Genomic DNA, 25,999 nt, shown 5'->3' with positions numbered 1-25,999 from the left:
TTCGCTCTATGAGCCTCGCTGGTTCTTCATGCCCACGCGATATGCAAGCCAATATTCACCGAACGGGCTCAGCGCCCACCGTTCGCGTGGCAACCGTCTGACATTCGGCCATAGCCTCTTACAGGCTTGGCCATCCTTCAGTGTCGGGTTCAGGTAATCGCGCCAGGCTGTTCCGTTTCAAAAGCCCCTGCCTGCGCGATTGATATCGTTTGGTCTTCCGGCATTCCCCCGAGGGGCTGCCGATTTGTTTAGACCGAGGACGATCTCTAGATACGAATCTAGCGGGTTCCGCTCGGTCCAACAAGGGCTATTTCAGACTTTATCCCGCCCTGGGACAAGAATGCCGCACCCCGTTCATCACGATCGCTTCATGGCGATGCTGCGGGGGGTGTCCGATAGATCGTGGGCGATCCGCACGATTTCAAGGCCGTAAACCCTTGCCAAGCTTATTAAATCCTCGGCCTGATCGTAGCCGATCTCGACCACGAGCAGGCCCTGGGGGGCGAGGAGCCGCCCGGCTTCGCTCAAAAGGATCCGGTAGGGCTCCAGACCGTCCGGGCCGCCGTCGAGGGCAAGCCTGGGGTCGTGCTCCCGCACCTCCTCGTCGAGGGTCGGGATCACCCCGGAGGCGATGTAGGGTGGGTTCGAGACCATCAGGTCGAAGGTGCCCGAAACCGCATCGGCCCAGCGCGAGAGAGCGAAGTGGCAGCGCCCGCCAACCCGGTTGCCGATGGCATTGGTACGGGCTGTCACAAGGGCGCCGAAGGACAGGTCGACCCCGAGGCCCGTCGCCTGGGGCAGCTCGTGGAGGAGCGCGACCAGGATGCAGCCCGATCCGGTGCCGAAATCGACGACCCTGAGGGGCGCTTGCCGGTCCGGAAGGAGGTCGAGGGCGGTCTCGACGACCGTCTCCGTGTCGGGGCGGGGCACCAGGGTCTCGGGAGAGAGGCGAAACGGCAGGCCCCAGAACTCCCGGACCCCGACGATCCGGGCGACTGGCTCGTGGCCGAGACGTCTTCGGGTAAAGGAGGCAAGGGTCTCGGCCTCGTCCGGTGACAGGAGAGTATCGGGCCGGGTGATAAGATCTGTCGCCGAAATACCAAGGGCCGTCAGCAAGAGGAGCCGCGCGTCCAGGGCCGCAGTCTCGAACCCGGCCTCGCCGAGGGTCCGGCGCAGGTCCGTCAGCGCTTCAGCGCGAGTCTTCACGGCTTCGGCCCTGCCGATAGCGTTCGAGCCGCTCCTCCAGGGTGCCGGTATGCAGCTCGAACAGGTGGTTGTCGTCGTCGTAGAAATAGAGGGAGTGGCCCTCGCCTTCGACCCGCGGGCGGGATTCACGGATCTCCAGCCCCAGGGCCTCGATCCTGGCCCGGTAGTCATCCATGGCCGATGTCGGGATCTTGAAGGCGATGTGATTGTAGGTGCGGGTGGGAAGGCTCTCGCCCTCCATCACGGCGATCCAGAGCCCGCCCACATCGAAGAACTTTTCCCGCGACAGGGAGAAGGTGTCCTCGCCGGAGGAGTAGATCTCACGGCCGCCGAGCGCCCCTTCGACGATGGAGGTCATGCGGGCGAGATCGTGGGTGATGAGCGTGATGTGGCTCAGTCCTTCAACCCTGCCCTCGATCATGCCGCCTGGTCCTGGGCGGCGAGCTGGGCCGCCTGATGCTCGGTCACGATGGCGTCGATCAGCTCGTCCAGGGCATTGCCGCCGATGACCTCTTCCAGCTTGTAGAGCGTCAGGTTGATCCGGTGGTCGGTCACGCGCCCCTGCGGGAAGTTGTAGGTACGGATGCGCTCGGAGCGGTCGCCGGAGCCCACCTGCGCCTTGCGGTCGGCCGCGCGGGCCGCGTCCTTGGCGGTACGCTCGGCATCGTAGAGGCGGGCGCGCAGCAGGGCCATGGCGCGGGCGCGGTTCTTGTGCTGGGAGCGCTCGTCCTGGACGAACACCACCATGCCGGTCGGCAGATGGGTGATGCGGATCGCCGATTCGGTCTTGTTCACGTGCTGGCCGCCGGCGCCCTGCGCCCGCATGGTGTCGATCTTCAAGTCCGCATCGTTGATCACGATGTCCACGTCCTCGGCCTCGGGCAGCACGGCCACGGTGGCGGCGGAGGTGTGGATGCGGCCCTGCGTTTCCGTGTCCGGCACGCGCTGGACCCGGTGCACGCCGCTCTCGAACTTGAGCCGGGCGAACACCCCGCGTCCCTTGATCTCGGCCACCACTTCCTTGTAGCCGCCGGCGGTGCCCTCGCTCTCGGATACGATCTCGACCTTCCAGCCCTTCAGGTCGGCATAGCGGGTGTACATGCGCAGCAGGTCGCCGGCGAAGAGGGCGGCCTCGTCGCCGCCCGTGCCGGCGCGGATCTCGAGGATGGCGCTCTTCTCGTCCGCCTCGTCGCGGGGCAGGAGCATGATGCGCAGGTCCTGCGCGGCCTTTTCCAGATCCTCCCTGGCCTGGGGAAGCTCGTCCTCGGCCAGCGAACGCATCTCGGCATCGGTCGAGGCGTCGTCGATCAGGGCCTGAAGGCCGTGCAGGTTGTCCTCCATCGCGCGATAGGCGCGGATGGCGTCCACCACGCCGTCGAGCTCGGACAGCTCGCGGGACAGGGCCACGAAGGTCTCGGGATCGGGGCCGGCATTGAGCGTCGCCGTGATGATGTCATGGCGGGCCAGAATGGCGTTCAGGCGATCGGAGGGAGGGGCAATCGACATCAGACCGGAATACCATGGGTTTCCGCAAAATGGGCGAGTTTCGGACGCAGCGTTTCGCCGCCCCCGGCGTTCTTCAGCTCCTCGCGGATCAGGACGCTGAGCTCCGCGACGTTCATCTCCAGCAGCATGGCCTTGACCGGGCCGATGGCCGCCGGGGACATGGAGAGCGAACGGAAGCCGAGGCCGATCAGGGCCATGGCCTCGAGGGGGCGCCCGCCGATTTCGCCACAGATGGTCGCCAGGCAGCCGGCGGCCTGCGCATGCTCAGCGACCATGTTCAAGGCGCGCAGCATGGGCGCGCTCAAAGGGTCGAAGCGGTCTGACACGCGCCGGTTCTCGCGGTCGATGGCGAAGAAGAACTGCATCAGGTCGTTCGTGCCGAGCGAGATGAAATCGGCGCTTTCGCAGATTTCCTTGAGCTGGAACAGCAGCGACGGCACCTCCAGCATGACGCCGAGCTTCAGGTCCGACGGCAGCGGATGGCCGTGATTGGCCAGATGCGCCTTCTCCCGCTCGACGATCTGCTTGGCGCGCTCGAACTCGTCGCAGGTCGCCACCATCGGGAACATGATCTTGAGAGGGCGCCCGGCCGCGGCCTTGAGAAGGGCCCGGACCTGGGCGCGCAGCAGGCCCGGCCGGTCGAGCCCGATGCGGATGGCACGCCAGCCCAGGGCCGGGTTCTCCTCCTCGACCGACTGCATGTAGGGCAGGATCTTGTCGCCCCCGATATCGAGGGTGCGGAAGGTGACGGGCCTGTCGCCGGCCTCGGCGAAGACGGTGCTGTAGAGCGCCTGCTGCTCGGAGGCCGAGGGCATCCGCTCGGCGATCATGAACTGAAGCTCGGTGCGGAACAGGCCGACGCCCGCGGCCCCGGTCTCGGCCAGATGCGGCAGGTCCACCACGAGGCCGGCATTGATCTGCAGGGTGACTTCCACGCCGTCCCTGGTGATGGAGGGCACGTCGCGGAGCTTGAGGTACTGCTCCTGTCGGCGGGCGCGAAGGCGCGCCTTCTCGGCATAGGCTGCCTCCACGTCGGGATTGGGCCTGATCTGCACCTCGCCGGCCGCGCCGTCGACGATGATGGCATCGCCCGGCTCCGTCAGGGAGGTCGCGTTCGACACCTCGCCCACGGCAGGAATGCCCAGGGCGCGGGCCACGATGGCGATGTGGCTCGTCGGCCCGCCCTCCTCGAGCACGAGGCCGCGAAGGCGCGACCGGTCGTAGTCGAGAAGCGCCGCCGGGCCCATGGAGCGGGCCACCAGGATGGCGTTTTCCGGCAGATGCGCCCGCTCCGCCACAAGATTGCGTCCGACGAGGCGGTGCAGCAGGCGGTTGGCGAGATCGTCGAGATCGTGCAGGCGTTCGCGCAGGTAGGGATCGGTCTGGCGCAGCATGCGGGCGCGGTTGTCCGACTGCACGCGCTCGACGGCCGCCTCCGCGGTCAGGCCCGAGGTTACGGCCTCGCGCATGCGCCGGAGCCAGCCCTGGTCGTGGGCGAACATGCGGAAGGTCTCCAGGACTTCCCGGTGCTCGCCGTGATGGGCCACGTCGCCGCGCTCGATCAGCTCGTCGATGGACAGGCGCACCTCGGCGATGGCCGAATCCAGGCGCTGGAGGTCGGCCTCGATGTTCTCGGCGATGAGGTTCTTGACGACGACGCGGGGTTCATGGAGCACCACGTGACCCAAGCCCACCCCATCGGCGAGGGCGACGCCCTTCTGGTAGACGGGTCGGCGGAGCGCGATGCCCGTATCCACCGGCGCCAGGGCCTGCAGCTCGCCGGTCGCGAGCATCTCGGCCACCACCATGGCGGTGGTCTGGAGCGCCTCGACCTCTTCCTCGGTATAGACCCGGTAGGTGCGGTTCTGGACGACCAGAACGCCGAGCGTGTTGCCGGCGCGCAGCAGCGGCACGCCGAGAAACGCGTGGTAGATCTCTTCGCCCGTCTCCGGCTTGTAGGAGAAGGCCGGGTGGCTCTGCGCGTCGGACAGCGCCAGGGGCTCGGCCGTCGAGGCGATGAGGCCGACGAGGCCTTCGCCCGAGCGCATGATGGTGAGGTGGACGGCTTCCCGGTTCAGGCCTTCGGTGGCGAAGAGCTCGAGGACGCCGTCGCCGCGCATCACATAGACGGAGCACACCTCCGCCACCATGTTGGCGGCGATCTGGGTGACGATCTTGTCGAGACGGTCCTGCGCCCCGACCGGCTCCGCCATGATCTCGCGGAGGCGGCGCAGCAGAAGGCGCGGACCGCCGGGAGCGCTTGGCATGAGCTTATCAGTTCCCGTCCTTCAAGAGCCGGCAAGGCGAACCGGCGGCTACCTACCTACGAGTGTCGCAGCCCGACAGTTCCCTCGTCAATCAGGCTTGATCAAGGCCGTATAGCGAGTGGAGCGTGCGCACCGCAAGCTCCGTGTAGGCCGATTCGATCAGCACCGAGAATTTAATCTCAGAGGTGGTGATCGCCCGGATGTTGATGCCCTTGTCGGCCAGGGCCTTGAACGCGCGTGCCGCAACGCCCGCATGACTGCGCATGCCCACGCCGATGGCCGAGACCTTCACCACGTCGGTCGCGCCTTGGAGCTCCTTGAAGGCGATCTCGTCCCGATGGGTGTTGAGGATCGCGCAGGCCCGCTCGTAATCGGCGGTGGGCACCGTGAAGGTCAGGTCCGTGGTGGCGGCGTTGTCGGACACGACCTGGATGATCATGTCGACGTTGATGTTGGCGTCCGCCAGGGGCACGAAGATCGAAGCGGCGATGCCCGGCTTGTCCGCAATGTCCCGCAGCGTGATCTGGGCTTCGTCGCGCGAATAGGCGATGCCCGTGACAACCTGCTGTTCCATGATGTCTTCCTCGTCGCAGATGAGGGTGCCGAGCTTGGGATCGGCGGGATCGTCGAAGCTGGAGCGCACATAGGTCGGCACGCGATGCATCATGGCGAGCTCGACCGAGCGCACCTGAAGCACCTTGGCCCCCAGCGAGGCCATTTCCAGCATTTCCTCGTAGGAAACCTTATCCAGGCGCCGGGCCTTGGGCACGATGCGCGGATCGGTGGTGTAGACGCCGTCCACGTCCGTGTAGATGTCGCAGCGCTCGGCCTGAACGGCGGCGGCGAGCGCCACGGCGCTGGTATCCGAGCCGCCGCGGCCCAGCGTCGTCACGCGGCCGGTGGGCTGGTGCACGCCCTGGAAGCCGGAGACCACGGCGACTTCCCTGTTGTCCGTGAAGCCTTTGAGAATCCCGGTGCCGTCGATGGCGGCGATTCGCGCCGAGCCATGGGCGTCCGAGGTCATGATCGGGATCTGCCAGCCCTGCCAGGAACGCGCCTTCAGGCCCATCTCCTGCAGGGCGATGGCGAGGAGGCCGGACGTTACCTGTTCGCCGGAGGCGACGACCACGTCGTATTCTTTTGAATCGTAGAGGCCCGAGGCGTCCTTCACCCAGCCGACGAGCTCGTTGGTCTTGCCCGCCATGGCGGAGACGACGACGGCGACGTCATAGCCGGCCTCGACTTCGCGTTTGACATGCCGCGCCACGTTGCGGATGCGCTCTACGGTGGCGACGGATGTTCCGCCGAACTTCATGACAAGACGGGGCATGGGCGAGGAAGGCCGTACTCGGTGAGGAAGATGAGATTTTGCCCTTCGCAGGCCGAAAGGCGCCCCTACATGACGGTAGGGCTGCGCCCTGTCAACGCGCGATTTCTCTCCGCCGCCTGCCTTGGGCTTGCCCAGATGGATAGGGACAAAAAGTCGGAGCGCCGCACTTGGCAATGCTCCCTCCACGTCATCGCCGGCCTTGTGCCGGTGATCCCGATTGCCTAAAGCGCTGAGCCTCATAGGATCGGGTTGGCCGGTCTAAGACCGGCCATGACGGGCAGGTCTCACCCGACCGGCCCTACCCCTACCCCTCCCGCAAGGCGGAGGGCATTCTTGCGGAGGATCCCATGACCACCATCGACCCGACCGAGGTCGCCCGCTTCGAGAAGATCGCCGAGACCTGGTGGGACCCGAAGGGAGCCATGAAGGTCCTGCACAAGTTCAACCCGGTGCGGCTGGCCTATATCCGGGACGAGGCCTGCCGACGCTTCGGGCGCGATCCGCGTTCGGCCCGCTCCCTGGAAGGCATCACGATCCTCGACGTGGGCTGCGGCGGCGGCGTGCTGTCGGAGCCGCTCGCGCGGCTGGGCGCCAAGGTCACCGGGCTCGATCCGGCCCCCACCAACATCTCCGTCGCCCGGCTCCATGCGGAGCGGGCAGGGGTCGTGGTCGATTACCGCAACGAGACGGTGGAGGCCGTGGTCGCCAGGGGCGAGACTTTCGACATGGTGCTCGCCATGGAGGTGGTCGAGCACGTGGCGGACCGGCAGGCCTTCGTGAACGCCTGCGTTCAGGCGGTGAACCCAGGCGGGTGCCTCGCCATGGCGACGATCAACCGGACCCTGCGCTCCTTCGCGTCCGCCATCGTGGGAGCCGAGTACATCCTCGGCTGGCTGCCCAAGGGCACACACGAATGGGACCGGTTCGTCACTCCCGACGAGCTGACGGATGCCATCCGGGCTGCGGGGTTTGCCGTCCATGATCTCAAGGGCGTGACCTACAACCCGCTGCGGGATACGTGGTCGCTCTCGTCCGACACGGGCGTCAACTACATGCTTCTCGCCGCACGGGTGTGAGGCTTTTCCCGCGGCGCGAGGCTGAGCACGATATAGCCTGCGAGCGCCGAGAGGGCGGAGCCCATGAGCACGCCGATCTTGGTCGCGTCGCTCAGTTCCGGCTGATCCGGAAAGGCGAGCGCCCCGATGAACAGGCTCATGGTGAAGCCGATGCCGCACAACAGGGCGACGCCATAGCATTGGGCGCGCGTCGCTCCTGCGGGGACGTCGGCAAAGCCGAGGTGGATCGCGCCATAGGAAAGGGCGTAGACGCCGAGCTGCTTGCCGATGAAGAGGCCCATGGCGATGCCCAGCGGCAGGGGGCTCAGGACAGCATCCAGAGAGAGGCCGGAGAGGGACACGCCCGCATTGGCGAAGCCGAAGATCGGAATGACCGCATAGGCGACCCAGCCATGAAGAGCGTGCTCCAGGCGGTGGAGGGGCGCATCCTCCGCCCGGGTCTTTTTCGGGTTCGCATGAAGCGGGATCGTGAGGGCGAGGGCGACACCCGCGAGGGTGGCGTGGATGCCGGATTTCAGCACGAAGAACCACAGGATTGCGCCGACAGCGAGATAGGGCAGCAGTGACACGATCCCGAGCCGGTTGAAGGCCACCAGCACCAGAAGGCACAAGGCCGCCGCGCCCAGCATCGCAAGCGAGAGGTCGCTGGTGTAGAAGAACGCGATGATGATGATCGCCCCGAGATCGTCGAGAATGGCGAGCGCGGTCAGGAAAATGGTGAGGGATTTCGGGACCCTCGAGCCGAGGATCGCCAGCATGCCCAGGGCAAAGGCGATGTCGGTCGCGGTCGGGATCGCCCAACCGTGATGGAGCTGCGGCTCGTTCCGGGTGATGGCGAGATAGATCAAGGCCGGCGCGATCATGCCGCCGAGAGCGGCGATGCCCGGGAGGATGCGGCGCGGCCAGGTGGAGAGCTGGCCGTCCAGCATCTCGCGCTTGATTTCGAGCCCCACGAGCAGGAAGAACACCGCCATGAGCGCGTCGTTGATCCAGTGCAGGACGCTCAGGCCCAGGACATAGGTTTTCAGGACGGCGAAATAGGTGTCGGCGAGAGGCGAATTTGCAACCGCAAGGGCGATCACCGTCACGCCCATGAGGATCATGCCGGCGGAGGCCTCGCTGTCGAAGAACCGGCGCATCAACGAGATGCGCCGTCGAGGCTTCAGGTCGGTTGTCGGCTGATCCATGAAGGGCTCCCTGCGACCTCAACCGGGTGTGAGGCGAATGGTTCGGGTAAAGCGGCCGCCGCTGCGTTCGTCCAATGACAAAACCAGGAGCAACTCTGCTCAATCGAGGCGGACGGTCTCGACCAGATAATCGAGAAAGGCGCGAACCCGGGCGGGCAGGTGGCCGCCGCCGACATAGACCGCATGGATGCTTTCCGTGTCACCGGGATTATAGGCCTCCAGCACCGGAACCAGCCGTCCGGCGTCCACGTCGGGCCCGACGTGAAACCGGGACAGGCGGCTGATGCCGAGGCCGGTGAGCACGAGGAGCCTCATCGATTCGCCGTCGCTGACCTGCGCATTGCCGGTCGGCACGACGGCGCTGACATTGTCCCTGCGATCCTTGAACGGCCAGCCGTTGCTCTGGCGGGCGAAGCTGAAGCCGAGAAGGTTGTGGCGGGCCAGGTCCTCGGGGCTTTGCGGCGTGCCGTGCCTGTCCAGATAGGAGGGCGCGGCCACCAGCATCATCTGGCTCTCGCCGAGCTTGCGCGCCACAAGCTGCGAAGACTTCAACGGACCGACGCGGATGGCTACGTCGGCACGATCCTCGAGCAGATCGACCACGGTGTCCGTCAGCGTGACGTCCACGCTCACCTCGGGATGCCTCTCGAGAAAATCCGGCAGGAGTGGGATGAGGTAATGGGTGCCGAACGGAACGTTCGTGTTCACCCGGAGGCGCCCGCGCGGTGCGGCGCCTGATGCGGCGCTGCGCTCGGTCTCGTCGAGATCGGCCAGGATGCTCACCGCCCGGTCGTAGAAGGCTGCGCCCTCGGGAGTGAGCTGGAGCTTGCGGGTCGAGCGGTTGACGAGGCGGGCGCCGAGACGAGCCTCCAGCCGTGCGATCAGCTTGCTGACCGCCGAGGGCGTCATGCGCAAGGCGCGCGCGGCCGCGGAAAAGCCGCCGAGATCGACGGCCCGGACGAAGACCTCCATCTCGCCGGACCGGTTGATGTCCATCCGGGCCATTGTGAGTTCAATTCATAAATTCTGTTCCTGCCGGCAGGCTAGTTCATAAGCGAGTTGGCGTCCATCTTGCGGCCACCAGCGCGGCCGATGCCGCTCTTTCAAGGACGTCTCTCATGCCTCTTGCTCTCTATGCGCTGACGGCCGGTGCCTTCGGTATCGGCGTTACGGAATTCGTCATCATGGGCCTGCTGCTGCAGGTCAGCGCCGATCTCGGCGTCTCGATCTCGGCGGCGGGCCTGCTCATTTCCGGCTATGCGCTCGGGGTCGTGGTCGGTGCGCCGCTGCTTACCACGCTTACGGGCCGCTGGTCGCGCAAGACCGTGCTTCTCGCGCTCATGGTCGTCTTCACCCTCGGCAATCTCGCCTGTGCCGTTGCGCCGGATTACGCGACGCTGATGGCGGCCCGCGTGCTGACGGCCTTCGCCCACGGCACGTTCTTTGGTGTCGGCTCCGTCGTGGCCACGAACCTCGTGCCCGCCGACAAGAAGGCCTCGGCCATCGCCATCATGTTCACGGGCCTGACGGTCGCTAACATCCTCGGCGTTCCTTTCGGAACCTGGCTCGGCCAAGCCTATGGCTGGCGCGCCACCTTCTGGGCCGTGACTCTGGTCGGCGTGGCGGCGCTCGCCGTGATCGCGCTCTTCGTCCCGAAAGACCGCCAGGAGACCGTCGAAGGCGGCAGCCTCGCCGATGAGTTGAAGGTGCTGACGCGCCGGCCCGTGCTGCTCGGGCTTCTCACCACGGTGCTCGGCTATGCCGGCGTCTTCGCGGTCTTCACCTATATCGCGCCGATCCTGACGCAGATCACCGGCTTCTCGGAGAACGCCGTCTCGCCGATCCTGCTGGTCTTCGGCGGCGGATTGGTGCTGGGCAATCTTCTGGGCGGCAAGCTCGCCGACCGCCAGCTGATGGTAACCCTGCTGGGATCCCTCGGCCTGCTGGCCGTGGTCCTCGCCGCGATGACCCTCGGCATCCACAACAAGGTCGCTGCCGTCGCCTTCGTGGGCGTGCTCGGCGCCGCCGCCTTCGCGACCGTGCCGCCGCTGCAGATGTGGGTTCTGGAAAAGGCCGATGGTGCCGGCCAGAGCCTCGCATCCAGCCTCAACATCGCGGCGTTCAATCTCGGCAACGCTCTCGGGGCCTGGCTCGGCGGCTTCGTGATCGATCACGGCCCCGGTCTGGGATCCGTCACCTGGATCGCGGCCGTGCTGCCCGCCTCCGGCCTTCTCCTGGCGCTGTGGAGCCGCAGGCTCGATCGTGCCGAGGCAGCGATGGAATGGAAGCCTGTGAAAGCGTCTATCTGACAGCTTCTTTCAGTCAGATGCCATGTCAGCACTGGCCTTCCGGCGTCGCGTCCGGGAGGCCAAGATCGTTTCAAGGGTGACAGGACGGTAGTCGAAGGCATCCACGCCCACATCGAACTGGCGCGTCTGCGGCTTCAGCTTGGCGTGGGAATGGCCGTGCAGGTCGATCCAGCCACGGCCCATGTTCTTCCAGGTTCGGAAGGCGTAATGGCACATCACCAGGGCATGGCCGTCGAGCATGAGTTCGGCATAGGCCTGAACGCTCTCCCAGCCTTTCGCCGCAAGCGTTCCCGGACCATCGTTGTTGCCGGTGATCAGGTGCTTCCGGCCGTTGAGAAGGCCGAGCAATTCATCGACACGCTCGGGCCGCACATGCAGGGCGAAGTCGCCCAGATGCCAGATTTCGTCCTCGGTCGAGACGACCTCGTTCCATCTCGAGATGAGGGCGGCATCGTGCTCGGGAACCGTCTTGAACGGACGCTTGTCGATCCGCAGCACCCGGGGATCCCCGAAATGGGTGTCGCTGGTGAAGAAAACCGCCAAGAGGCCTGCCCTGTTTTGCCGTGTCAGAGCAGGCATAAGCCGGAACGGCGAGGTCTCGTTCCGATGGCGCCTATTTGAACATGCCGTCCCGCAGGTTGATGCCGTGTTCCTTGTAGGCCTTGAGCGCGCAGAGCATCTGCATCCAGCCCTGGCAATTGCCATAGGATGATTTCAGACCGGCCTCCGTCTCGCGCCAGCCTTCCTCCGCAATCGAGACCAGGGTCCGCTGTCCACCGTCGAGCGGTTCGAAGGTGATCGTCACGGTCGTCTTGTACCGGCCCGAGGCGTTTGCTTCATTCGAAGGCTCGTCGCCGGCCTCCCATTGCAGGACGATCCGCTTCTCGGGCACCACCTCGACGACCCAGACCGGGAACGCTCCTGGAAAATCATGGAAATCCCAGATGACGGTTGCTCCGGTCTCCAGACGGCCCTTGGCGCCCCCCGTCGTGAAGTAACGCGACAGCTCGGAGGGGTTGGCGATGGCCTCGAACACTTCGGCCACCGGTTTCGCAATCCGGGCAGACACTTTGAACGTCAGCTCCATGGCCGGTCTCCTTGCATGTCACGCCATCATGTTATAAAAACATAACATGTCAAGCGGCGACGAAAGTGATCGAGTCTTCAAGGCCTTGTCGGCCGCGATCCGCCGCGACATTCTCGATGCATTGAAAGACAGGCCGCAGACCACGGGCGAATTGTGCGCCCGATTCCCGGCGCTCGACCGCTGCACCGTGATGCAGCATCTGAGGGTTCTGGAAGGTGCGGATCTCGTGATCGTCAAGCGAGAGGGGCGTGAGCGATGGAACCATCTCAATCCGCTCCCGATCAAGCATATCTACGACCGCTGGATCGGCGCTTATGCCGGCCGGGCGGTGGAGGTGCTCGACCGGCTGAAGACGGATCTGGAGGGCTGAACTGCTCTAGTTCCGGTCGTCCGGGACGATAGGCAGGGGAAGCACGTCGATGCCTTCTTCGAGCAACGCTTGCGCTTCGGCGAGATCCGCCTTGCCATAAATCGAGCGCTCTTCCGTCTCACCGTAATGCATCTTGCGCGCTTCCTCGACGAAGCCTTTGCCGACATCCTCGGCATTCTTCAACACGTGCTCACGCAGGGCCCGCAGCGCGGCGCGCAACTCCTGTTCCCGCTCGGAAAGAACCGCGACGGGCTGGGCCTCCGGCGCGGGTGTCATCGGGACCTTGTCCGTACGTGCCACGGAGGGGGCCATGATCTGCTTCTCGATCTTGGCCGAGTTGCAGAACGGGCAGGTCACGAAACCGCGCTTGCGCTGCGTCTCGAACGCCTCACTCGACGGAAACCAGCTCTCGAACTCATGGGCCTGCTCGCAGGCCAGGGCATACTTGATCATGTCCCGGTGAGACTTAAGGATTCAGGTTCGGAAAGGGAAGGGGATCAGGCGCTGGCCGCCCGATCCGTCTCGATGGTGGGAACGACCTCGACCTTGAAGGGGCGGGCGTTCTTGAGGGTGGGGATGCGGCCTCGCACCTCTGCGACGAGGCCGGTGTCGATCTCGGCCAGGAACACGCCGGGCTCCGTGCTGCCTTCCGCCAGCACCCGGCCCCAGGGATCGATGATCACGGAGTGGCCGAAGGTCTCGCGACCGTCCTCATGCAGCCCGCCTTGGGCGGCGGAGATCATGAAGGAGCCGGTCTCGATGGCCCGCGCCCGATGCAGCACGTGCCAATGCGCCTCGCCGGTCTGCTTGGTGAAGGCGGCCGGCGCGGAGAGGAACGAGGCGCCGTTCTCGGCCAGCGCCTTGTAGAGGGCGGCAAAGCGCACGTCATAGCAGATCGTCATGCCGAGATAGCCCCAGGGCGTCTCGGCGGCCACGGCTGAGGCACCGCCGGTATAGGTGGCCGATTCGCGCCAGCTCTCGCCGTTCGGCAGGTCCACGTCATAGAGGTGGACCTTGTCGTAGGAGGCGATGACCTCGCCATCCTGGCCGATGAGAAAGGCGCGGTTGGCGACCTTGTCGCCCTCTTTGACGGCGATGGAGCCGATCTGGACCATGATGCCCCGCTCCCGCGCCACCTCGCGCAGGGCCGCGAGAACAGGGTCCTGCGCCTGAGGCCCGACCTTCTCGAACAGCTCCGCCCGGTCCCGGCACACGAGGGAGGTCATCTCCGGCGTCTGGGCGAAATGCGCACCCTGCGACGCGGCCTCTCGCACGAGGGCGACCGCATCATCGCGGTTCTTGAGGACGTCGCGCCCGGAGCGCATCTGGACGCACGCGGCGGTGAAGCGGGTCGAGGTCATGAATTCTGGTCTCCGTCAGGCCTGCAATAAAGGCTCAAGCTGGCCCCTGTCATCAAGAGCATACAGGTCGTCGCAGCCACCGACATGCTTTTCGCCGATGAAAATCTGCGGAACGGTGGAGCGGCCCTTGGCCTTCTGGATCATCTCCGCCCGGGCTTCCGGCTTCTTTTCGATATCGATCTCGGTGAAGGCGACACCTTTGTCGCCGAGAAGCTTCTTGGCGGCCGAGCAATAGGGGCACCAGCCCTTGGTATAGATCGTGACGGACGGCATGACAGAGAGTTCTCCTTTGATGGCCAGGATATAGGAAGCCTCAGGCTCCCATCACAACTCCTGGACAACTCTGGCAAAGGCCAGAATATCCACCGAGGCGGCGCCTCCGCGCAGGAGGGCCCGCGAAGCCGCATTGGCCGTTGAGCCTGTCGTCAGCACGTCGTCGATGAGAAGCACCCGCTTGCCCTCGAGCCTTGCCTTCGCCTCGATGGGGACGCGGAAGGCACCCTGGAGGTTGTCCTGCCGCTGCGCCTTGGTGAGCCCGACCTGACGGCGAGTGCGCTTGATACGGGCGAGCAGGAAGGGATCGCAGGGCACGCAGCTTTCGCACGAGACCACCTTGGCGAGGGCCATCGCCTGATTGAAACGCCGCCACCACAACCGCCAGCGATGCAGGGGCACCGGCACGATCACGTCGGCATCGGCCAGCAGCTCCGCGCCGGCTCGGGCCATCATGCTGCCCATGGCACGGGCGAGCTCCAGACGATCGTTATATTTGAGGCGATGCACGAGCAGGCTCGCGGTCCCGTCATATTCCGCCACGGCCCGGGCACGCCCGAAGACCGGCGGATCTGCGATGGCGGCGGGCGAGAGGAGCGGCTGGCCGAGATCAACGGCAAAGGGTAATCCCAACCGCTCGCAGAAGGGCCGCTCGATCAGACGGATGCTCGACCAGCAGGCGGCGCACAGGGCATGGGGCTCCCCAGTGGCGGCCTGGCACGCGATGCAGGTCGGCGGATAGAGCAGGCCGAGGGCCAAGCGCCATGCCTCCCGTGTGCCCGAGCGGAAGCGAGGGCTCAAGGAGGCTGACTCAACTTCGACGGGCTCGCTCATGGGCGAAGCTTAGCCGAAGGAGGCTCGAAGGACGAAGCGCTTATTCTTCCCATTGCTGGAAGAGGGATGCGATTGGGTGAAACCTTCCCGTCATGGCCGGGCTTATCCCGACCATCCCGATTCTATGAAGCGTCAAGCCTTTCGGGTCGAGATCACCGGCACAAGGTCGGTGGCGACGTGGAAGGGTGGCTTGGGTCATCGATGAAGCACGGTGCTCCGACCTTGCGTCTCCCGCCCTTAACCCCTCACGAGCGGGGGTGGGGAAGAAGCGTCCCGGTCAAAAAACTCTTGGTTCTCGGCCTGGCTCACGCCATATCCAGCGCCTCATGAACACGCCTCTCGTCTTCGACCGCCCCCTCGTCCGCCGCCGGCTGGCCCGTGCGCTGAGCCAAGGCTATGCCGATTTTCTCCTGGTCCGCGCCGTCGAGGATCTGGAGGAGCGGCTCTCTACGGTCCTGCGGACCTTTTCGCTTGCGCTCGATGTGGGCACTCCCACGTCGATTGCCGCCGAGGTGCTGCACCGGAGCGCACGCGTCGAGACGGTCATCCGCCTGTCGCCGGTGCCGGAGGCAGGGAGCATTGTCGGAGACGAGGAACTCTTGCCGTTTTCCGGCGGGCGCTTCGATCTCGCGGTGTCGCTTTTGGCCCTGCACAGTGTCAACGATCTGCCGGGGTCGCTCATCCAGATTCGGCACGCGCTCAAGCCCGACGGCCTGTTCATCGGGGCACTTCTGGGCAGCTCGACCCTGACCGAGCTGCGCCAGTCCCTGACGCAGGCGGAAGCCGAGATCGAGGGCGGCGTGAGCCCCCGCGTGGCGCCTTTTGCCGACCTTCGCGACATCGGCGGCCTCCTGCAGCGCGCGGGTTTTGCCCTGCCGGTCACCGATTCGGACGTCGTCAGAGTCCGCTATGCCAATGCCTTCGCGCTCATGCAGGACCTGCGCCGGATGGGACTGACCAACGCCCTGCATGACCGGCGCAAAACCCCGCTGCGGCGCGCGATTCTGATGCGGACGGCGGAGATTTATGCGGAGCGGTTCGGCGATGCGGATGGCCGCATTCCGGCGACCTTCGAGATCGTCTGGCTGTCCGGCTGGTCGCCGCACGAGAGCCAGCAGAAGCCCCTGCGTCCCGGCTCCGCCAAGACACGCCTGGCCGATGCACTGGGTGTCAAGGAAGGGGCGCCTGCGCCCCGGCTCGACAAGAAGTGATTCTCATCCTGCCTTGGGCTGCACCCGGATCGCCCTATCTTCATTCTCCAGAGATCTCTCTGGAAAGCTGTAGACCCATGAAAGAGCCCGGCCCGGATCATCCGATCACCATCACGAAGAACCCGCATCGCATCCGGGTCATGCTCGGTGGCTTCATTGTCGCCGAGACGACTCAGTCCCTGACCCTGCAGGAGGCGACCCTCCCGCCCGTGTACTACATCCCCCGTGAGGACGTGCACATGGATCTGCTGGATTCCACCGATCACAGCACCCATTGCCCCTATAAAGGCGACGCGTCGTATTTCACCGTCAACGGCGGCGGGCTCGTGCGGGAGAATGCGGCCTGGAGCTACGAGCAGCCTGCTCCCTCCGTTGCCGCCATCAAGCAGCATCTGGCCTTCTATCCGGAGAAGATGGATGCGATCGAGGAATTCGAGGACTAGCCTCTTGTCCTAATGGCTGAAGCGGAGGCGGGTTGCTCGCCCGCCAAGCCCGAGGCAATCTCCGGCGCAGAGGAACCCCCCCATCCTGGGACAGCCCATGTCGCCCTTCACGTTCAACACGGCCCCCTCGCTCATCTTCGGTTCCGGCAGCATGGCGCGCCTGGGTGAGATCGCGGCCCAGCGCCTCGGCCCTCGCGTGCTCCTGGTCACCGATGCGGGACTTGTGAAGGCCGGGCTGATTGCGCCTGCTCTCCATGTGCTGGAGGAGGCGGGCATCGCGGTCGACGTGTTCGATGCGGTCGTGGCCGATCCGCCCGAGGACGTGGTTCTGGCGGGCGTCGCGAAGGCGAGGGACTTCGAGGCGCGGGCCGTCATCGGCTTCGGCGGCGGCTCGTCCATCGATGTGGCGAAGCTCGTGGCGCTTCTCGCTGCGAGCAATGAGAGACTTCCCGAGATCTACGGCGTCGGCATCGCCAAGGGGCCGCGGCTGCCTCTGCTGGCCATTCCCACAACCGCCGGCACCGGATCTGAGGTCACGCCGATCTCCATCGTCACCACCGGCTCCCATGAGAAGAAGGGCGTCGTCTCGGCCATCATTATTCCCGACATCGCGTTGCTCGATCCGGACCTCACCGTGAATCTGCCGCCGCATGTGACGGCTGCGACCGGCATCGATGCGATGGTTCATGCCATCGAGGCCTATACCTCGACGAGCCCCAACAACAATCCGGTCTCGCAGGCGCTGGCGAAGGAAGCCCTGCGGCTGCTCGGCCGCAACATCGAGCGCGCCGTGCATCACGGCCACGACATCGAGGCCCGCTCGGCCATGCTGCTCGGCTCCATGCTCGCGGGCCAGGCCTTCGCCAATTCGCCGGTCGCCGCCGTTCACGCCCTGGCCTATCCCATCGGCGGCCATTTCGGCATTCCGCACGGGCTCTCCAATGCGCTCGTGCTGCCGCACGTGCTGCGCTTCAACGCCAGCGCCTGCGAGGCGGCCTATGCGGAGCTTGCACCTCATGCCTTTCCCGAGCTCGAAGGCCGCGCAACGGGATCGGCCTTCGTCGAGGCGCTCGCCATCCTGTGCACCAAGGTCGGCCTTCAGCCGCGCCTGCGTGACGTGGGCATTCCGCAGGATGCCATGCCGATGATGGCCGAAGACGCCATGAAGCAGACGCGTCTTCTCGTGAACAACCCGCGCCCGCTCACCCTGGAGGATGCACGCGCCATCTACGAAGCGGCCTGGTGACAACTCTCATGTCAGATCGCCCCATGCGTCCCGACCGCTCCGCCTTCAGGCTCTTTCGTCCCATCGCGACCCGCTGGATGGACAACGATGCCTATGGGCATGTGAACAACGTCCATTATTACTCGTATTTCGACAGCGTCGTGAACGGATGGCTCATCGAAAAAGGCCTGCTCGCCATCGCCGAGAGCCCCGTCATCGGCCTCGTGGTGGAATCGGCCTGCACCTATTTCGAGAGCGTCGCCTTTCCGGATGCGCTGGAAGCCGGGATCGCCATCGCCCATCTCGGGCGCTCCTCGGTGCGTTACCGGATCGGGATCTTCAAAAGCGGTGCCGAGCAGGCCTCGGCCCAGGGCCATTTCGTTCATGTCTATGTGGACCGGGGCACCCAGCGGCCGGTGGAGATCCCGCCTAAGACGCGGGCCATGCTCAGCGAGTTGCTTTGAGTCTTCCGCTCAAAGAGACCAGCGCCACACCCGTCAGCACCACGGCGCCGCCGGCGAGTTCGCGCAGGCCGATGCTCTCGTTGAGGAAGAGGACGGCAAGGACCGCCGTCCAGACCGGCTGGAGATACCCGACCATCGACGCCCTGGTCGGACCGGCGCGGCGGATGAGCCGCATGAACAGCAGGATCGGCAAGGCGGTCGAGACGATGCCGAGCGCCAGCAGCGAAGCTGCGCTGTCCGGCACTGCTGCGAAGGCGGAAGGGCCTGCAACCACGAGTGCCAGTGCGGTCGCCGGAATGCCGGAGCAGATCTGCTGACCGAGAGCGAGGCGGGCCGGGTCCGCATGCCTGATCGAGCGGACGTACAGGTTCGCGGTGGCATAGCTGAGGGCGGTCGCCACCATGGTCAGCGCCCCCCAGGCACCGACGCCGCTGTCCGGCAGGGCCGCAGGCCCGATGAGAATACCCATGCCCGCGAAGCCGACGAGGACGCCTGCGAAGCGCCGCGGGGTCAGCCGCTCATCGGTGAAGAGCAGATGCGACAGAACCGCGACAATGAGCGGCCCCGAGGCCTGGATCATGGCCGCCGGAGCGGTTCCGATCTGGGTCAGTGCATGAGCCACGAGGACGTTCGGGATCCAGCCATTGAGGGCGCCGAGAACCACCCAATGGTGCCACTGGCCATTGTCAGGGCGGATGCTCTTGGCCTGCGTGGCGAACCACAAGATGAGAGCGGACGCGCCTACAAGGCCGCGCATGGCGGCCAGTACGAAGGGGTTCACGTCTCCGCTCAGCTTGATGAACAGGAAGGAGGTGGACCACAGCATCGAGCAGGCGAGGAGGTTCGCCGCCATGAAGCCCGGGGTCGGAGCTGCGGGAAGCGCGACGGCTTCTCCAGGTGCGGCAGACATGAGCGACCTCAAACCAGGAGATCGACGAGGAACGGGATCAGGGGTTCGTCAGCGGGCGGCATGGGATAGGAACGCAGTTCCTGCGCCTTGACCCATTTCAGGGCCTGCCCCTCGAGCGGCTGCACGAAGCCGTCCCAGCGGCGGCAGACATAGAGCGGCATGAGCAGGTGGAAGGTCTCGTAAGGGTGGCTCGCGAAGGTCAGCGGTGCGAGGCACGGCTCCTTCACGGTGATGCCGAGTTCCTCATGGAGCTCGCGGATCAGGGTCTCCTCCGGCCGCTCGCCCGGCTCCACCTTGCCGCCGGGAAACTCCCACAGGCCGGCGAGCTGCTTGCCCTCCGGCCGCTGGGCCAGAAGTATGCGGTTGTCCGTGTCGATCAGTGCGACGGCTACGACGAGAGTGAGCTTTATGGCAGACACGGGTAATCGAGCCGCTTGTTAGGATGGAGCGAGGCCGCTCTCATATCCTGCTTCACCCCCAATGCGAACCAATTTCGCGCAGCTTGACAATTGTAACATTGAAACGCAACCTGGGGGCGTAAGGGCAGCCTGCTCTTACAACATCATCAGGGGCTTTCATGATCCGAAGAATACCTGTCGCGACTTCTGCCGCACTCGCTTGTAGTCTTTGGACAGGATTGGCTTCAGCGCAGGACTGCTCAGGTCCTCCGGTTTACTTCAACGGCGAGATCGTCGAGGTTGAAGGCGAGCTGACGGTTAAGGCCGGCAAAGGTTGTGCTTTCAGCATCAACGGGATTCCCGGTGCGCTCAACGAAACGGTCATCTCACAGAAGCCCAAGATCGGCAGGGCAGGAGTCGATGGCCTCAAGCCCTATTATATGGCCAAGCCCGGCTATCAGGGACCGGATGAGTTTGCGTACACGTTCGTCGGCATGAACCAGTATGGCGGCCCGATGCGGATAAAGATCAAGCGCAAGATCACCGTCGTTCCCTGACCGTAGCTCGATCAGCTCCGGTAGTCGCCGTTGATCTCCACATAGGCTTTGGTCAGGTCGCAGGTCCACGCGGTGGCTTCGCCTCGTCCCAATCCTAGATCGACGCGGATCGTGATCTCGTCGCCCTTCATGTAGGCGGAGGTCTTGGCCTCATCGTATTCCGGATCGCGGGCGCCTTTGACGGCGACGCGAATGTCGCCGAACCAGATTGCGAGCTTGTCGCGCTCGGCCGGCTCGCCGGCCTTGCCGACGGCCATGACCACGCGGCCCCAATTGGCATCCTCGCCGGCCACCGCCGTCTTCACCAGCGGCGAATTGGCAATCGCCATGGCGATCCGTTTGGCCGAGGTCGCGCCGGTAGCGCCGGTCACCTTCACGGTCACGAACTTGCGTGCGCCCTCACCGTCGCGGGCGACCTGCTGGGCAAGATCGCACAACAGCGCTTCCAAGGCGCCGCGGAACTCCTTCAGGCGCCGGTCGCTCGGCAGGGAGATCGCTGGCGCGCCCTTGGCGGCGGCCGCGCCGGTCGCGAAGAAGAGCAGCGTGTCGGACGTGGAGGTGTCGCTGTCCACTGTCACGCAGTTGAAGCTCTTGTCGGCGCCCTTCTTCAGGAGGGTCTGAAGCACCGGCGCGGCGATGGGCGCATCGGTGAAGATGAAGGAGAGCATGGTCGCCATGTCGGGGGCGATCATGCCCGCGCCCTTGGCGATGCCGTTGATCGTCACCTCGACGCCGCCGAGGTTGACGGTGCGGGTCGCCACCTTCGGAAAGGTGTCGGTGGTCATGATCGCCTTGGCGGCATCGAGCCAGGCGGTGGGCTTCGCCTTCTTCTCGCAGGCTGCGAGCACGTTCTCGAACTTCGTCGCATCGAGAGGCTCGCCGATCACGCCGGTGGAGGCGATGAAGACCTGCGATGCCCGGCAGCCTGCCGCCTCGGCGGCAATGTCGGCCGTGAGCTTGACGGCTTCCGCGCCCCTTTTACCCGTGAAGGCGTTGGCATTGCCGGAATTGACCACCAGAGCCCGGGCCGCGCCCTTGGCGAGGTTCTTGCGGCACCAGTCGACCGGGGCCGAGGGACATTTGGAACGGGTGAACACGCCCGCCACGGTCGTGTCCTTGGGAAGGGTCACGTAGAGAACGTCGGTTCGATTCTTGTATCGGATGCCCGCCTCCGCCGTTGCGATCCGGACGCCCTCGATAGCGGGAAGCGTCGGAAAAGACTTGGGCGCGAGCGGAGACACGGTCTTGGACATGGACGAACTCGAAAAGAGCTGCTGGGATACGACGTTGCGAGCCGCGACCTGCGGTTTTTTAAGGCTTTTTGTCAAGTCAAAGCTTCACCGCGAAGGAGCCGAAAACATCGGAACGACCGTTCTATACCGTCGTTGACCCGATCCGAGAACAATGGAGACATCCTGTGACCGGCAAGCATCCTAAGACGCAACCGCAAGAACGTCCTCGCAGCGACCTCGAGGTCGATCCCGGCATCGGACGTTCGAAGGGCACCACCATGGCCGGCGAAGACCCGCGCGACCTCGATGGCGGCTCCACTTTCCAAGGCGATGTGGAAAACCAGACCAATCGCCAGGGCGGCGTCGATCCGAACCGGATGGGGCGGAAGAACAAGTGACGGGTTTTTCCCTCCCCCTTGCGAGGAGGGGTGGGGTGGTCCGGCTGGGTGAGCCCTTCCCGTCATGGCCGGGCCTGTCCCGGCGATCCCGATATGGTGGGGCTCAGCGCTTCAATCCATCGGGATCACCGGCACAGGGCCGGTGATGACGTGGTCGGTATTGTTTCGCCAGACTTGTTTCAGCGCAGCGCTTTGACTTTACGACCCCTGCCCTCAATCCCTTCCCGCAAGGGGGAATGACACTGGAAACGAAAAGGGCGGCCTCAAGGGCCGCCCCGTCCATGTCATAACTCCAAGACCTTACTGCTGCTTCTGCTCGACGAGGTCGCCCTTGTCGTCCAAGCGCTCGATCTTGGCGTTCTTGCGCAGACCCATGATCAGATCCTGCTGCGCCTTGCGGGCAAGGTAGGTCTCGACCTGGTCCTTGGTCTCGTCAAAGGTCGGAGCAGGTTTGGCGCGCTTCTCCTCGACCTTGATCACGTGCCAGCCGAACTGACTCTTCACCGGATCGGAAATCTGGCCAGGTTCGAGCTTGAAAGCGGCCTCGGCAAAGGGCTCGACCATGCGGTCTTTGGTGAAGAAGCCCAGGTCGCCGCCGTCGGTCTTGGAGCCGGGATCCTTCGAGGCCTCGCCGGCCACCTTGGCGAAGTCCTCGCCGCCCTTGACGCGGGTGGCGATCGTCTTGGCCTCATCCTCGTTCTCGACCAGGATGTGGCGGGCGCGGACCTCCTGTTCGGCGGGCACGCTCTTGACGGTCTCATCATAGAGCTTGCGGGCGGCCTCCGGAGTCACGGCCTTCTTGGCCTCCTGGTCGAGGTACTCGTCGAGCAGGGTCTTGTCCCGGTTGTAGGCGAGCTTGCGGGCGAATTCGGCGCCGCTGCCGACCTTGGCCGCCTCGGCCGCCTTGGCGCCGAGCTTCAGATCGATCATGTAGCCGGTCAGCAGATCGCGCTTCTGGGCTTCCGGAACGTTCGGCATCTGCAGGGCCGGGTCCTCGGCGGCCAAGGCAAGATCCCCTTCCGTGATGTCGACGCCGTTGACACGGGCGATCACCTTGGCCGGATCGACGGCGGGAACGACCGCAGGGGATGTCGCTGGCGCGGGAGGGGTCTGGGCGAGGGCAGCCCCGGCCATGAACGGCAGGGCGACGCTGAGGGTCAGAAGGCTCTTCCGGAACGTGAGTGAGCGGGACATGTGGTTTCCTCTGGTGAGCGTGATCGCCCACGGACAGCGACGATCAGATGGCCGAATGTGTTTACGTTTGCAAGTGATGGCATATTTATGTCACAGCATCGCCGCTCGCGGGGTCTTGAACGGTCCTCCGGGCCGGCTTAAGGCTGCGCCACTCGGGCACAGTCTTTAAGATGCGTTCTGGCGTAATTAGGTCTATAAGGCGGCGCAAACGCCCCTTTCTCGTGCATTCTGGAATTCTGAAGGCTCTCGATGTTCGGTTCTCTCGCGAAGAAAATCTTCGGCTCGGTCAATGATCGCCGTCTGAAGTCCTACCGGCCGAAGGTTGCGGCCATCAACGCGATGGAGGCCGAGCTGGAGGCCCTGTCCGACGAGCAGCTCCGTGCCCGCACCGAGGACTTCAGGGCCCAGCTCGCCGCCGGCAAGACCCTGGACGATATCCTGGTCCCCGCTTTCGCTACCGTCCGTGAGGCGGCCAAGCGCACATTGGGCCAGCGCCACTTCGACGTGCAGCTCATCGGCGGCATGGTGCTCCACGAGGGCTCGATCGCCGAAATGCGTACCGGTGAAGGCAAGACCCTGGTGGCGACGCTGCCGGTCTACCTCAACGCCCTGGCCGGCAAGGGCGTCCACGTGGTGACGGTCAATGACTACCTCGCCCGCCGCGACAGCGAGTGGATGGGCCAGATCTACCGCTTCCTGGGTCTCTCCGTCGGCGTGATCGTCCATGGCCTCGACGATGCCGAGCGCGCCGAGGCCTATGCCGCCGACATCACCTACGGTACCAACAACGAATACGGCTTCGACTATCTGCGCGACAACATGAAGTACGAGATGGCGCAGATGGTCCAGCGGGGGCACAACTTCGCCATCGTGGACGAGGTGGACTCGATCCTGGTCGACGAGGCGCGCACCCCGCTCATCATCTCCGGTCCCCTCGACGACCGGTCCGAGCTCTACAATGCTATCGACGTGGTGATCCCACGCCTCAACAAGAGCGATTACGAGCTCGATGAGAAGCAGCGTTCCGTGGCGCTTACCGAAGAGGGTACCGAGAAGATCGAGACGCTGCTGCGGGAGATCGGCCTGCTCAAGGAGGGTGACCTCTACGACGCCCAGAACGCCACTCTCGTCCACCATATGAACCAGGCGCTGCGCGCCCACACCCTCTTCCAGCGCGACAAGGACTACATCGTCCGCAACGGCGAGGTGGTCATCATCGACGAGTTCACCGGCCGCATGATGCAGGGCCGGCGCTACTCGGAAGGTCTGCACCAAGCGCTCGAGGCCAAGGAGAAGGTTCAGGTCCAGCCCGAGAACCAGACCCTCGCGTCGATCACCTTCCAGAATTACTTCCGCCTCTACGCCAAGCTCGGCGGCATGACCGGCACGGCGGCGACGGAAGCCGACGAGTTCATGGAGATCTACAACCTCGAGGTGGTCGAGATTCCGACCAACCGCCCCGTCGCCCGCATCGACGACGACGACGAGGTCTACCGGACCATGGAGGAGCGCTACCAGGCGGTCATTCGCGATATCGAGGAAGCCTCCGCCAAGGGTCAGCCGATCCTGGTCGGCACCACCTCCATCGAGAAGTCGGAGCATCTGGCCGACCTCTTGATCAAGGATGGCTACACCCTCATCGACTTCGAGAACCCGCAGGCGCTCGAGCCGCTCTACCGGGACGCCCGGGCAGGCCGGGGCACCAGGCATTTCGCCGTGCTGAACGCCCGCTTCCACGAGCAGGAAGCCTTCATCGTCGCCCAGGCCGGCGTGCCGGGCGCGATCACCATCGCCACCAACATGGCCGGCCGCGGCACTGACATCCAGCTCGGCGGTAACGCCAAGATGCGCATCGAGCGCGAGCTTGCCGGCGTCGAGGGCGAGGAGCGCGCGCGCCGCGAAAAGGAGATCCTCGACGAGGTCGCCTCCTTCAAGGAGAAGGCTCTGGCTGCCGGCGGCCTCTACGTGCTCGGGACCGAACGGCACGAATCCCGCCGCATCGACAACCAGCTGCGCGGCCGCTCGGGCCGCCAGGGCGATCCGGGCCGCTCCAAGTTCTACCTGTCGCTCCAGGACGACTTGATGCGCATCTTCGGCTCCGACCGCATGGACGGCATGCTGCAGAAGCTCGGCCTGAAGGAAGGCGAGGCCATCATCCACCCGTGGATCAACAAGGCCATCGAGCGGGCGCAGGCGAAGGTCGAGGCGCGCAATTTCGACATCCGCAAGAACATCCTGAAATACGACAACGTCATGAACGACCAGCGCAAGGTCGTCTTCGAGCAGCGCAAGGAGTTCATGGCGGAAGAGAGCGTGCGCGAGACCATCGACGACATGCGCCACGGCGTCATCGAGGATATCGTCTCCCGCGCCATTCCGGAAAACGCCTATGCCGAGCAATGGGACGTGGCCGGCCTGAAGGAGAACGTCGTCAACTTCCTCAACCTCGATCTGCCGGTCGAGGAATGGGCGAAGGAGGAGGGCATCGCCGACGATGAGATCCGCGAGCGCATCACCAAGGCGGCCGACGAGGCTTACGCCCAGCGCGTCGAGGCCAACACGTCCGAGGTCATGAACTACGTGGAGAAGCAGGTTCTGCTTCAAAGCCTGGATCACCTCTGGCGCGAGCACCTCGTGACCCTCGACCACCTGCGGCAGGTCATCGGCTGGCGCGGCCTTGCCCAGCGCGATCCGCTGAACGAGTACAAGTCCGAGGCGTTCGAGCTGTTCAATGCCCTGATCGGCCACCTGCGCGAGCAGGTGACGGGCCAGCTCATGCGCATCCAGGTGGTATTCCAGCAGCCGGAGCCGCAGAGTCTGCCGCCCATGTTCGCCCAGCATCTCGATCCTGCCACCGGCGAGAACGAGTTCGATCTGGCCCAGGGCAACTCCCTCGGAGCCACTTCGGCCCTCGGCTTTGCCGCCGCTGCCGCCGAAATGGATCCGTCCTCGTCCCGCGACCCGAACGACCCCTCCACCTGGGGTCGGGTCAGCCGCAACGAGCCTTGCCCCTGCGGCTCAGGCAAGAAGTTCAAGCACTGCCACGGACAGTTCGTGGCCTAAAAAGCCGAAGACACCCGAACAATGAAAGGCCCGGCCATCCCGCCGGGCTTTTTGCTGTGATGCCCCGCTCGGCGTCGATCTCGCTCTCTACCTCCGTT

The 25,999-nt window shown here is 65.1% G+C and carries 27 protein-coding genes; 10 read left to right on the top strand and 17 right to left on the bottom strand.

What is annotated here, in order from left to right; genetic code table 11:
• Nucleotides 1–357 precede the first annotated feature (357 nt).
• The 5 genes from prmC to KHP60_RS07165 all read right to left on the bottom strand — a co-directional run bounded on the left by prmC (nucleotide 358) and on the right by KHP60_RS07165 (nucleotide 6,309).
• Nucleotides 358–1,206 (bottom strand): peptide chain release factor N(5)-glutamine methyltransferase, encoded by an 849-nt coding sequence (gene prmC / locus KHP60_RS07185; RefSeq protein WP_213563097.1) that lies wholly within the window; start codon nucleotides 1,204–1,206, stop codon nucleotides 358–360.
• Nucleotides 1,190–1,627: a FosX/FosE/FosI family fosfomycin resistance hydrolase gene (gene fosX, locus KHP60_RS07180; RefSeq protein WP_213563095.1), complete on the bottom strand. Its 438-nt coding sequence runs from the start codon at nucleotides 1,625–1,627 to the stop codon at nucleotides 1,190–1,192. Before fosX ends, prmC begins: the two co-directional genes overlap by 17 nt.
• Nucleotides 1,624–2,712, bottom strand: coding sequence for a peptide chain release factor 1 (gene prfA / locus KHP60_RS07175; protein ID WP_213563088.1), 1,089 nt, complete (start codon nucleotides 2,710–2,712; stop codon nucleotides 1,624–1,626). The genes fosX and prfA overlap by 4 nt, the downstream gene beginning before the upstream one ends.
• Nucleotides 2,712–4,979: a phosphoenolpyruvate--protein phosphotransferase gene (gene ptsP, locus KHP60_RS07170; RefSeq protein WP_213563086.1), complete on the bottom strand. Its 2,268-nt coding sequence runs from the start codon at nucleotides 4,977–4,979 to the stop codon at nucleotides 2,712–2,714. Before ptsP ends, prfA begins: the two co-directional genes overlap by 1 nt.
• A 91-nt stretch (nucleotides 4,980–5,070) precedes the next feature.
• Nucleotides 5,071–6,309: an aspartate kinase gene (locus KHP60_RS07165; protein WP_213563085.1), complete on the bottom strand. Its 1,239-nt coding sequence runs from the start codon at nucleotides 6,307–6,309 to the stop codon at nucleotides 5,071–5,073.
• Nucleotides 6,310–6,656: 347 nt separating this feature from the next.
• Between KHP60_RS07165 and ubiG the strand changes: the two genes are divergently transcribed.
• Nucleotides 6,657–7,385 carry a bifunctional 2-polyprenyl-6-hydroxyphenol methylase/3-demethylubiquinol 3-O-methyltransferase UbiG gene (ubiG, locus tag KHP60_RS07160; protein ID WP_213563083.1) on the top strand — a complete coding sequence of 243 codons (729 nt, stop codon included), beginning with the start codon at nucleotides 6,657–6,659 and terminating at the stop codon, nucleotides 7,383–7,385.
• On the opposite strand, the gene nhaA is transcribed toward ubiG, so the two are convergent.
• A complete protein-coding gene (gene nhaA / locus KHP60_RS07155; RefSeq protein ID WP_213563081.1) occupies nucleotides 7,358–8,572 on the bottom strand; it encodes a Na+/H+ antiporter NhaA in 1,215 nt (404 codons plus the stop codon). The genes ubiG and nhaA overlap by 28 nt on opposite strands.
• A 99-nt stretch (nucleotides 8,573–8,671) precedes the next feature.
• Nucleotides 8,672–9,577: a LysR family transcriptional regulator gene (locus tag KHP60_RS07150; RefSeq protein ID WP_213563078.1), complete on the bottom strand. Its 906-nt coding sequence runs from the start codon at nucleotides 9,575–9,577 to the stop codon at nucleotides 8,672–8,674.
• A gap of 113 nt (nucleotides 9,578–9,690) precedes the next feature.
• Between KHP60_RS07150 and KHP60_RS07145 the strand changes: the two genes are divergently transcribed.
• A complete protein-coding gene (locus KHP60_RS07145) occupies nucleotides 9,691–10,881 on the top strand; it encodes an MFS transporter (RefSeq protein ID WP_213563076.1) in 1,191 nt (396 codons plus the stop codon).
• 9 nt (nucleotides 10,882–10,890) lie between these two features.
• Here KHP60_RS07145 and KHP60_RS07140 read toward each other — a convergent pair whose 3' ends face one another.
• Entirely contained in the window at nucleotides 10,891–11,424 is a 534-nt protein-coding gene (locus tag KHP60_RS07140) for a metallophosphoesterase family protein (RefSeq protein ID WP_213563073.1), read from the bottom strand.
• A 70-nt stretch (nucleotides 11,425–11,494) separates the two neighbouring features.
• The gene (locus tag KHP60_RS07135) at nucleotides 11,495–11,968 is read right to left on the bottom strand and encodes an SRPBCC domain-containing protein (protein WP_213563066.1); all 474 of its coding nucleotides are present in this window, start codon (nucleotides 11,966–11,968) and stop codon (nucleotides 11,495–11,497) included.
• Between the two features lie 46 nt (nucleotides 11,969–12,014).
• Here KHP60_RS07135 and KHP60_RS07130 point away from each other — a divergent pair, with 46 nt between their 5' ends.
• Nucleotides 12,015–12,338, top strand: coding sequence for a helix-turn-helix transcriptional regulator (locus tag KHP60_RS07130; protein ID WP_213563064.1), 324 nt, complete (start codon nucleotides 12,015–12,017; stop codon nucleotides 12,336–12,338).
• Between the two features lie 6 nt (nucleotides 12,339–12,344).
• Here the strand turns inward: KHP60_RS07130 and KHP60_RS07125 are convergent, their stop codons facing one another.
• Genes KHP60_RS07125 through KHP60_RS07110 form a run of 4 tightly spaced genes read right to left on the bottom strand, consistent with a single transcriptional unit; the run spans nucleotide 12,345 to nucleotide 14,806 of the window.
• Entirely contained in the window at nucleotides 12,345–12,791 is a 447-nt protein-coding gene (locus tag KHP60_RS07125; protein ID WP_213563062.1) for a DUF1178 family protein, read from the bottom strand.
• A 44-nt stretch (nucleotides 12,792–12,835) separates the two neighbouring features.
• A complete protein-coding gene (locus KHP60_RS07120) occupies nucleotides 12,836–13,699 on the bottom strand; it encodes a carbon-nitrogen hydrolase family protein (protein WP_213563060.1) in 864 nt (287 codons plus the stop codon).
• Nucleotides 13,700–13,714: 15 nt separating this feature from the next.
• The gene (grxC, locus tag KHP60_RS07115; protein ID WP_213563058.1) at nucleotides 13,715–13,972 is read right to left on the bottom strand and encodes a glutaredoxin 3; all 258 of its coding nucleotides are present in this window, start codon (nucleotides 13,970–13,972) and stop codon (nucleotides 13,715–13,717) included.
• A 51-nt stretch (nucleotides 13,973–14,023) separates the two neighbouring features.
• Nucleotides 14,024–14,806: a ComF family protein gene (locus tag KHP60_RS07110; protein ID WP_213563056.1), complete on the bottom strand. Its 783-nt coding sequence runs from the start codon at nucleotides 14,804–14,806 to the stop codon at nucleotides 14,024–14,026.
• A 326-nt stretch (nucleotides 14,807–15,132) separates the two neighbouring features.
• Between KHP60_RS07110 and KHP60_RS07105 the strand changes: the two genes are divergently transcribed.
• The 4 genes from KHP60_RS07105 to KHP60_RS07090 all read left to right on the top strand — a co-directional run bounded on the left by KHP60_RS07105 (nucleotide 15,133) and on the right by KHP60_RS07090 (nucleotide 18,149).
• Entirely contained in the window at nucleotides 15,133–16,017 is an 885-nt protein-coding gene (locus KHP60_RS07105; RefSeq protein WP_213563054.1) for a methyltransferase domain-containing protein, read from the top strand.
• A gap of 77 nt (nucleotides 16,018–16,094) precedes the next feature.
• Nucleotides 16,095–16,460 carry a DUF427 domain-containing protein gene (locus tag KHP60_RS07100; protein ID WP_213563052.1) on the top strand — a complete coding sequence of 122 codons (366 nt, stop codon included), beginning with the start codon at nucleotides 16,095–16,097 and terminating at the stop codon, nucleotides 16,458–16,460.
• Between the two features lie 97 nt (nucleotides 16,461–16,557).
• Nucleotides 16,558–17,706, top strand: a complete 1,149-nt coding sequence (locus KHP60_RS07095) for an iron-containing alcohol dehydrogenase (protein WP_213563050.1) — start codon at nucleotides 16,558–16,560, stop codon at nucleotides 17,704–17,706.
• 8 nt (nucleotides 17,707–17,714) lie between these two features.
• Nucleotides 17,715–18,149, top strand: coding sequence for a thioesterase family protein (locus KHP60_RS07090; protein WP_213563048.1), 435 nt, complete (start codon nucleotides 17,715–17,717; stop codon nucleotides 18,147–18,149).
• Here the strand turns inward: KHP60_RS07090 and KHP60_RS07085 are convergent.
• Both KHP60_RS07085 and KHP60_RS07080 read right to left on the bottom strand, forming a co-directional pair.
• The gene (locus KHP60_RS07085) at nucleotides 18,133–19,059 is read right to left on the bottom strand and encodes a DMT family transporter (protein ID WP_213563046.1); all 927 of its coding nucleotides are present in this window, start codon (nucleotides 19,057–19,059) and stop codon (nucleotides 18,133–18,135) included. The two genes, KHP60_RS07090 and KHP60_RS07085, sit on opposite strands and share 17 nt — an antisense overlap.
• A gap of 8 nt (nucleotides 19,060–19,067) precedes the next feature.
• Nucleotides 19,068–19,478, bottom strand: coding sequence for a (deoxy)nucleoside triphosphate pyrophosphohydrolase (locus KHP60_RS07080; protein ID WP_213563044.1), 411 nt, complete (start codon nucleotides 19,476–19,478; stop codon nucleotides 19,068–19,070).
• A gap of 158 nt (nucleotides 19,479–19,636) precedes the next feature.
• On the opposite strand from KHP60_RS07080, the gene KHP60_RS07075 reads away from it, so the two are divergent.
• A complete protein-coding gene (locus KHP60_RS07075) occupies nucleotides 19,637–20,014 on the top strand; it encodes a hypothetical protein (protein WP_213563042.1) in 378 nt (125 codons plus the stop codon).
• Nucleotides 20,015–20,025: 11 nt separating this feature from the next.
• Here the strand turns inward: KHP60_RS07075 and argJ are convergent, their stop codons facing one another.
• Nucleotides 20,026–21,267, bottom strand: a complete 1,242-nt coding sequence (gene argJ / locus KHP60_RS07070; RefSeq protein WP_213563041.1) for a bifunctional glutamate N-acetyltransferase/amino-acid acetyltransferase ArgJ — start codon at nucleotides 21,265–21,267, stop codon at nucleotides 20,026–20,028.
• 164 nt (nucleotides 21,268–21,431) lie between these two features.
• Here argJ and KHP60_RS07065 point away from each other — a divergent pair, with 164 nt between their 5' ends.
• Nucleotides 21,432–21,644: a hypothetical protein gene (locus KHP60_RS07065; protein WP_213563039.1), complete on the top strand. Its 213-nt coding sequence runs from the start codon at nucleotides 21,432–21,434 to the stop codon at nucleotides 21,642–21,644.
• Nucleotides 21,645–21,944: 300 nt separating this feature from the next.
• On the opposite strand, the gene KHP60_RS07060 is transcribed toward KHP60_RS07065, so the two are convergent.
• The gene (locus tag KHP60_RS07060) at nucleotides 21,945–22,838 is read right to left on the bottom strand and encodes a peptidylprolyl isomerase (protein WP_213563037.1); all 894 of its coding nucleotides are present in this window, start codon (nucleotides 22,836–22,838) and stop codon (nucleotides 21,945–21,947) included.
• A 249-nt stretch (nucleotides 22,839–23,087) separates the two neighbouring features.
• Here KHP60_RS07060 and secA point away from each other — a divergent pair, with 249 nt between their 5' ends.
• Entirely contained in the window at nucleotides 23,088–25,901 is a 2,814-nt protein-coding gene (secA, locus tag KHP60_RS07055; RefSeq protein ID WP_213563035.1) for a preprotein translocase subunit SecA, read from the top strand.
• Nucleotides 25,902–25,999: the final 98 nt, after the last annotated feature.

It is taken from the genome of Microvirga sp. 3-52 (assembly GCF_018383585.1).
Taxonomy (GTDB): Bacteria; Pseudomonadota; Alphaproteobacteria; order Rhizobiales; family Beijerinckiaceae; genus Microvirga.
This window is presented reverse-complemented; position numbering and strand designations above follow the sequence as displayed.

Excerpts from the sequence above, each read along its gene's own strand:
- fosX (WP_213563095.1), bottom strand. The coding sequence starts at position 1,627 with ATGATCGAGGGCAGGGTTGAAGGACTGAGCCACATCACGCTCATCACC.
- prfA (WP_213563088.1), bottom strand. The coding sequence starts at position 2,712 with ATGTCGATTGCCCCTCCCTCCGATCGCCTGAACGCCATTCTGGCCCGC.
- ptsP (WP_213563086.1), bottom strand. The coding sequence starts at position 4,979 with ATGCCAAGCGCTCCCGGCGGTCCGCGCCTTCTGCTGCGCCGCCTCCGC.
- KHP60_RS07165 (WP_213563085.1), bottom strand. The coding sequence starts at position 6,309 with ATGCCCCGTCTTGTCATGAAGTTCGGCGGAACATCCGTCGCCACCGTA.
- ubiG (WP_213563083.1), top strand. The coding sequence starts at position 6,657 with ATGACCACCATCGACCCGACCGAGGTCGCCCGCTTCGAGAAGATCGCC.
- nhaA (WP_213563081.1), bottom strand. The coding sequence starts at position 8,572 with ATGGATCAGCCGACAACCGACCTGAAGCCTCGACGGCGCATCTCGTTG.
- KHP60_RS07150 (WP_213563078.1), bottom strand. The coding sequence starts at position 9,577 with ATGGCCCGGATGGACATCAACCGGTCCGGCGAGATGGAGGTCTTCGTC.
- KHP60_RS07145 (WP_213563076.1), top strand. The coding sequence starts at position 9,691 with ATGCCTCTTGCTCTCTATGCGCTGACGGCCGGTGCCTTCGGTATCGGC.
- KHP60_RS07135 (WP_213563066.1), bottom strand. The coding sequence starts at position 11,968 with ATGGAGCTGACGTTCAAAGTGTCTGCCCGGATTGCGAAACCGGTGGCC.
- KHP60_RS07130 (WP_213563064.1), top strand. The coding sequence starts at position 12,015 with ATGTCAAGCGGCGACGAAAGTGATCGAGTCTTCAAGGCCTTGTCGGCC.
- KHP60_RS07125 (WP_213563062.1), bottom strand. The coding sequence starts at position 12,791 with ATGATCAAGTATGCCCTGGCCTGCGAGCAGGCCCATGAGTTCGAGAGC.
- KHP60_RS07120 (WP_213563060.1), bottom strand. The coding sequence starts at position 13,699 with ATGACCTCGACCCGCTTCACCGCCGCGTGCGTCCAGATGCGCTCCGGG.
- grxC (WP_213563058.1), bottom strand. The coding sequence starts at position 13,972 with ATGCCGTCCGTCACGATCTATACCAAGGGCTGGTGCCCCTATTGCTCG.
- KHP60_RS07110 (WP_213563056.1), bottom strand. The coding sequence starts at position 14,806 with ATGAGCGAGCCCGTCGAAGTTGAGTCAGCCTCCTTGAGCCCTCGCTTC.
- KHP60_RS07105 (WP_213563054.1), top strand. The coding sequence starts at position 15,133 with ATGAACACGCCTCTCGTCTTCGACCGCCCCCTCGTCCGCCGCCGGCTG.
- KHP60_RS07100 (WP_213563052.1), top strand. The coding sequence starts at position 16,095 with ATGAAAGAGCCCGGCCCGGATCATCCGATCACCATCACGAAGAACCCG.
- KHP60_RS07095 (WP_213563050.1), top strand. The coding sequence starts at position 16,558 with ATGTCGCCCTTCACGTTCAACACGGCCCCCTCGCTCATCTTCGGTTCC.
- KHP60_RS07090 (WP_213563048.1), top strand. The coding sequence starts at position 17,715 with ATGTCAGATCGCCCCATGCGTCCCGACCGCTCCGCCTTCAGGCTCTTT.
- KHP60_RS07085 (WP_213563046.1), bottom strand. The coding sequence starts at position 19,059 with ATGTCTGCCGCACCTGGAGAAGCCGTCGCGCTTCCCGCAGCTCCGACC.
- KHP60_RS07075 (WP_213563042.1), top strand. The coding sequence starts at position 19,637 with ATGATCCGAAGAATACCTGTCGCGACTTCTGCCGCACTCGCTTGTAGT.
- argJ (WP_213563041.1), bottom strand. The coding sequence starts at position 21,267 with ATGTCCAAGACCGTGTCTCCGCTCGCGCCCAAGTCTTTTCCGACGCTT.
- KHP60_RS07060 (WP_213563037.1), bottom strand. The coding sequence starts at position 22,838 with ATGTCCCGCTCACTCACGTTCCGGAAGAGCCTTCTGACCCTCAGCGTC.
- secA (WP_213563035.1), top strand. The coding sequence starts at position 23,088 with ATGTTCGGTTCTCTCGCGAAGAAAATCTTCGGCTCGGTCAATGATCGC.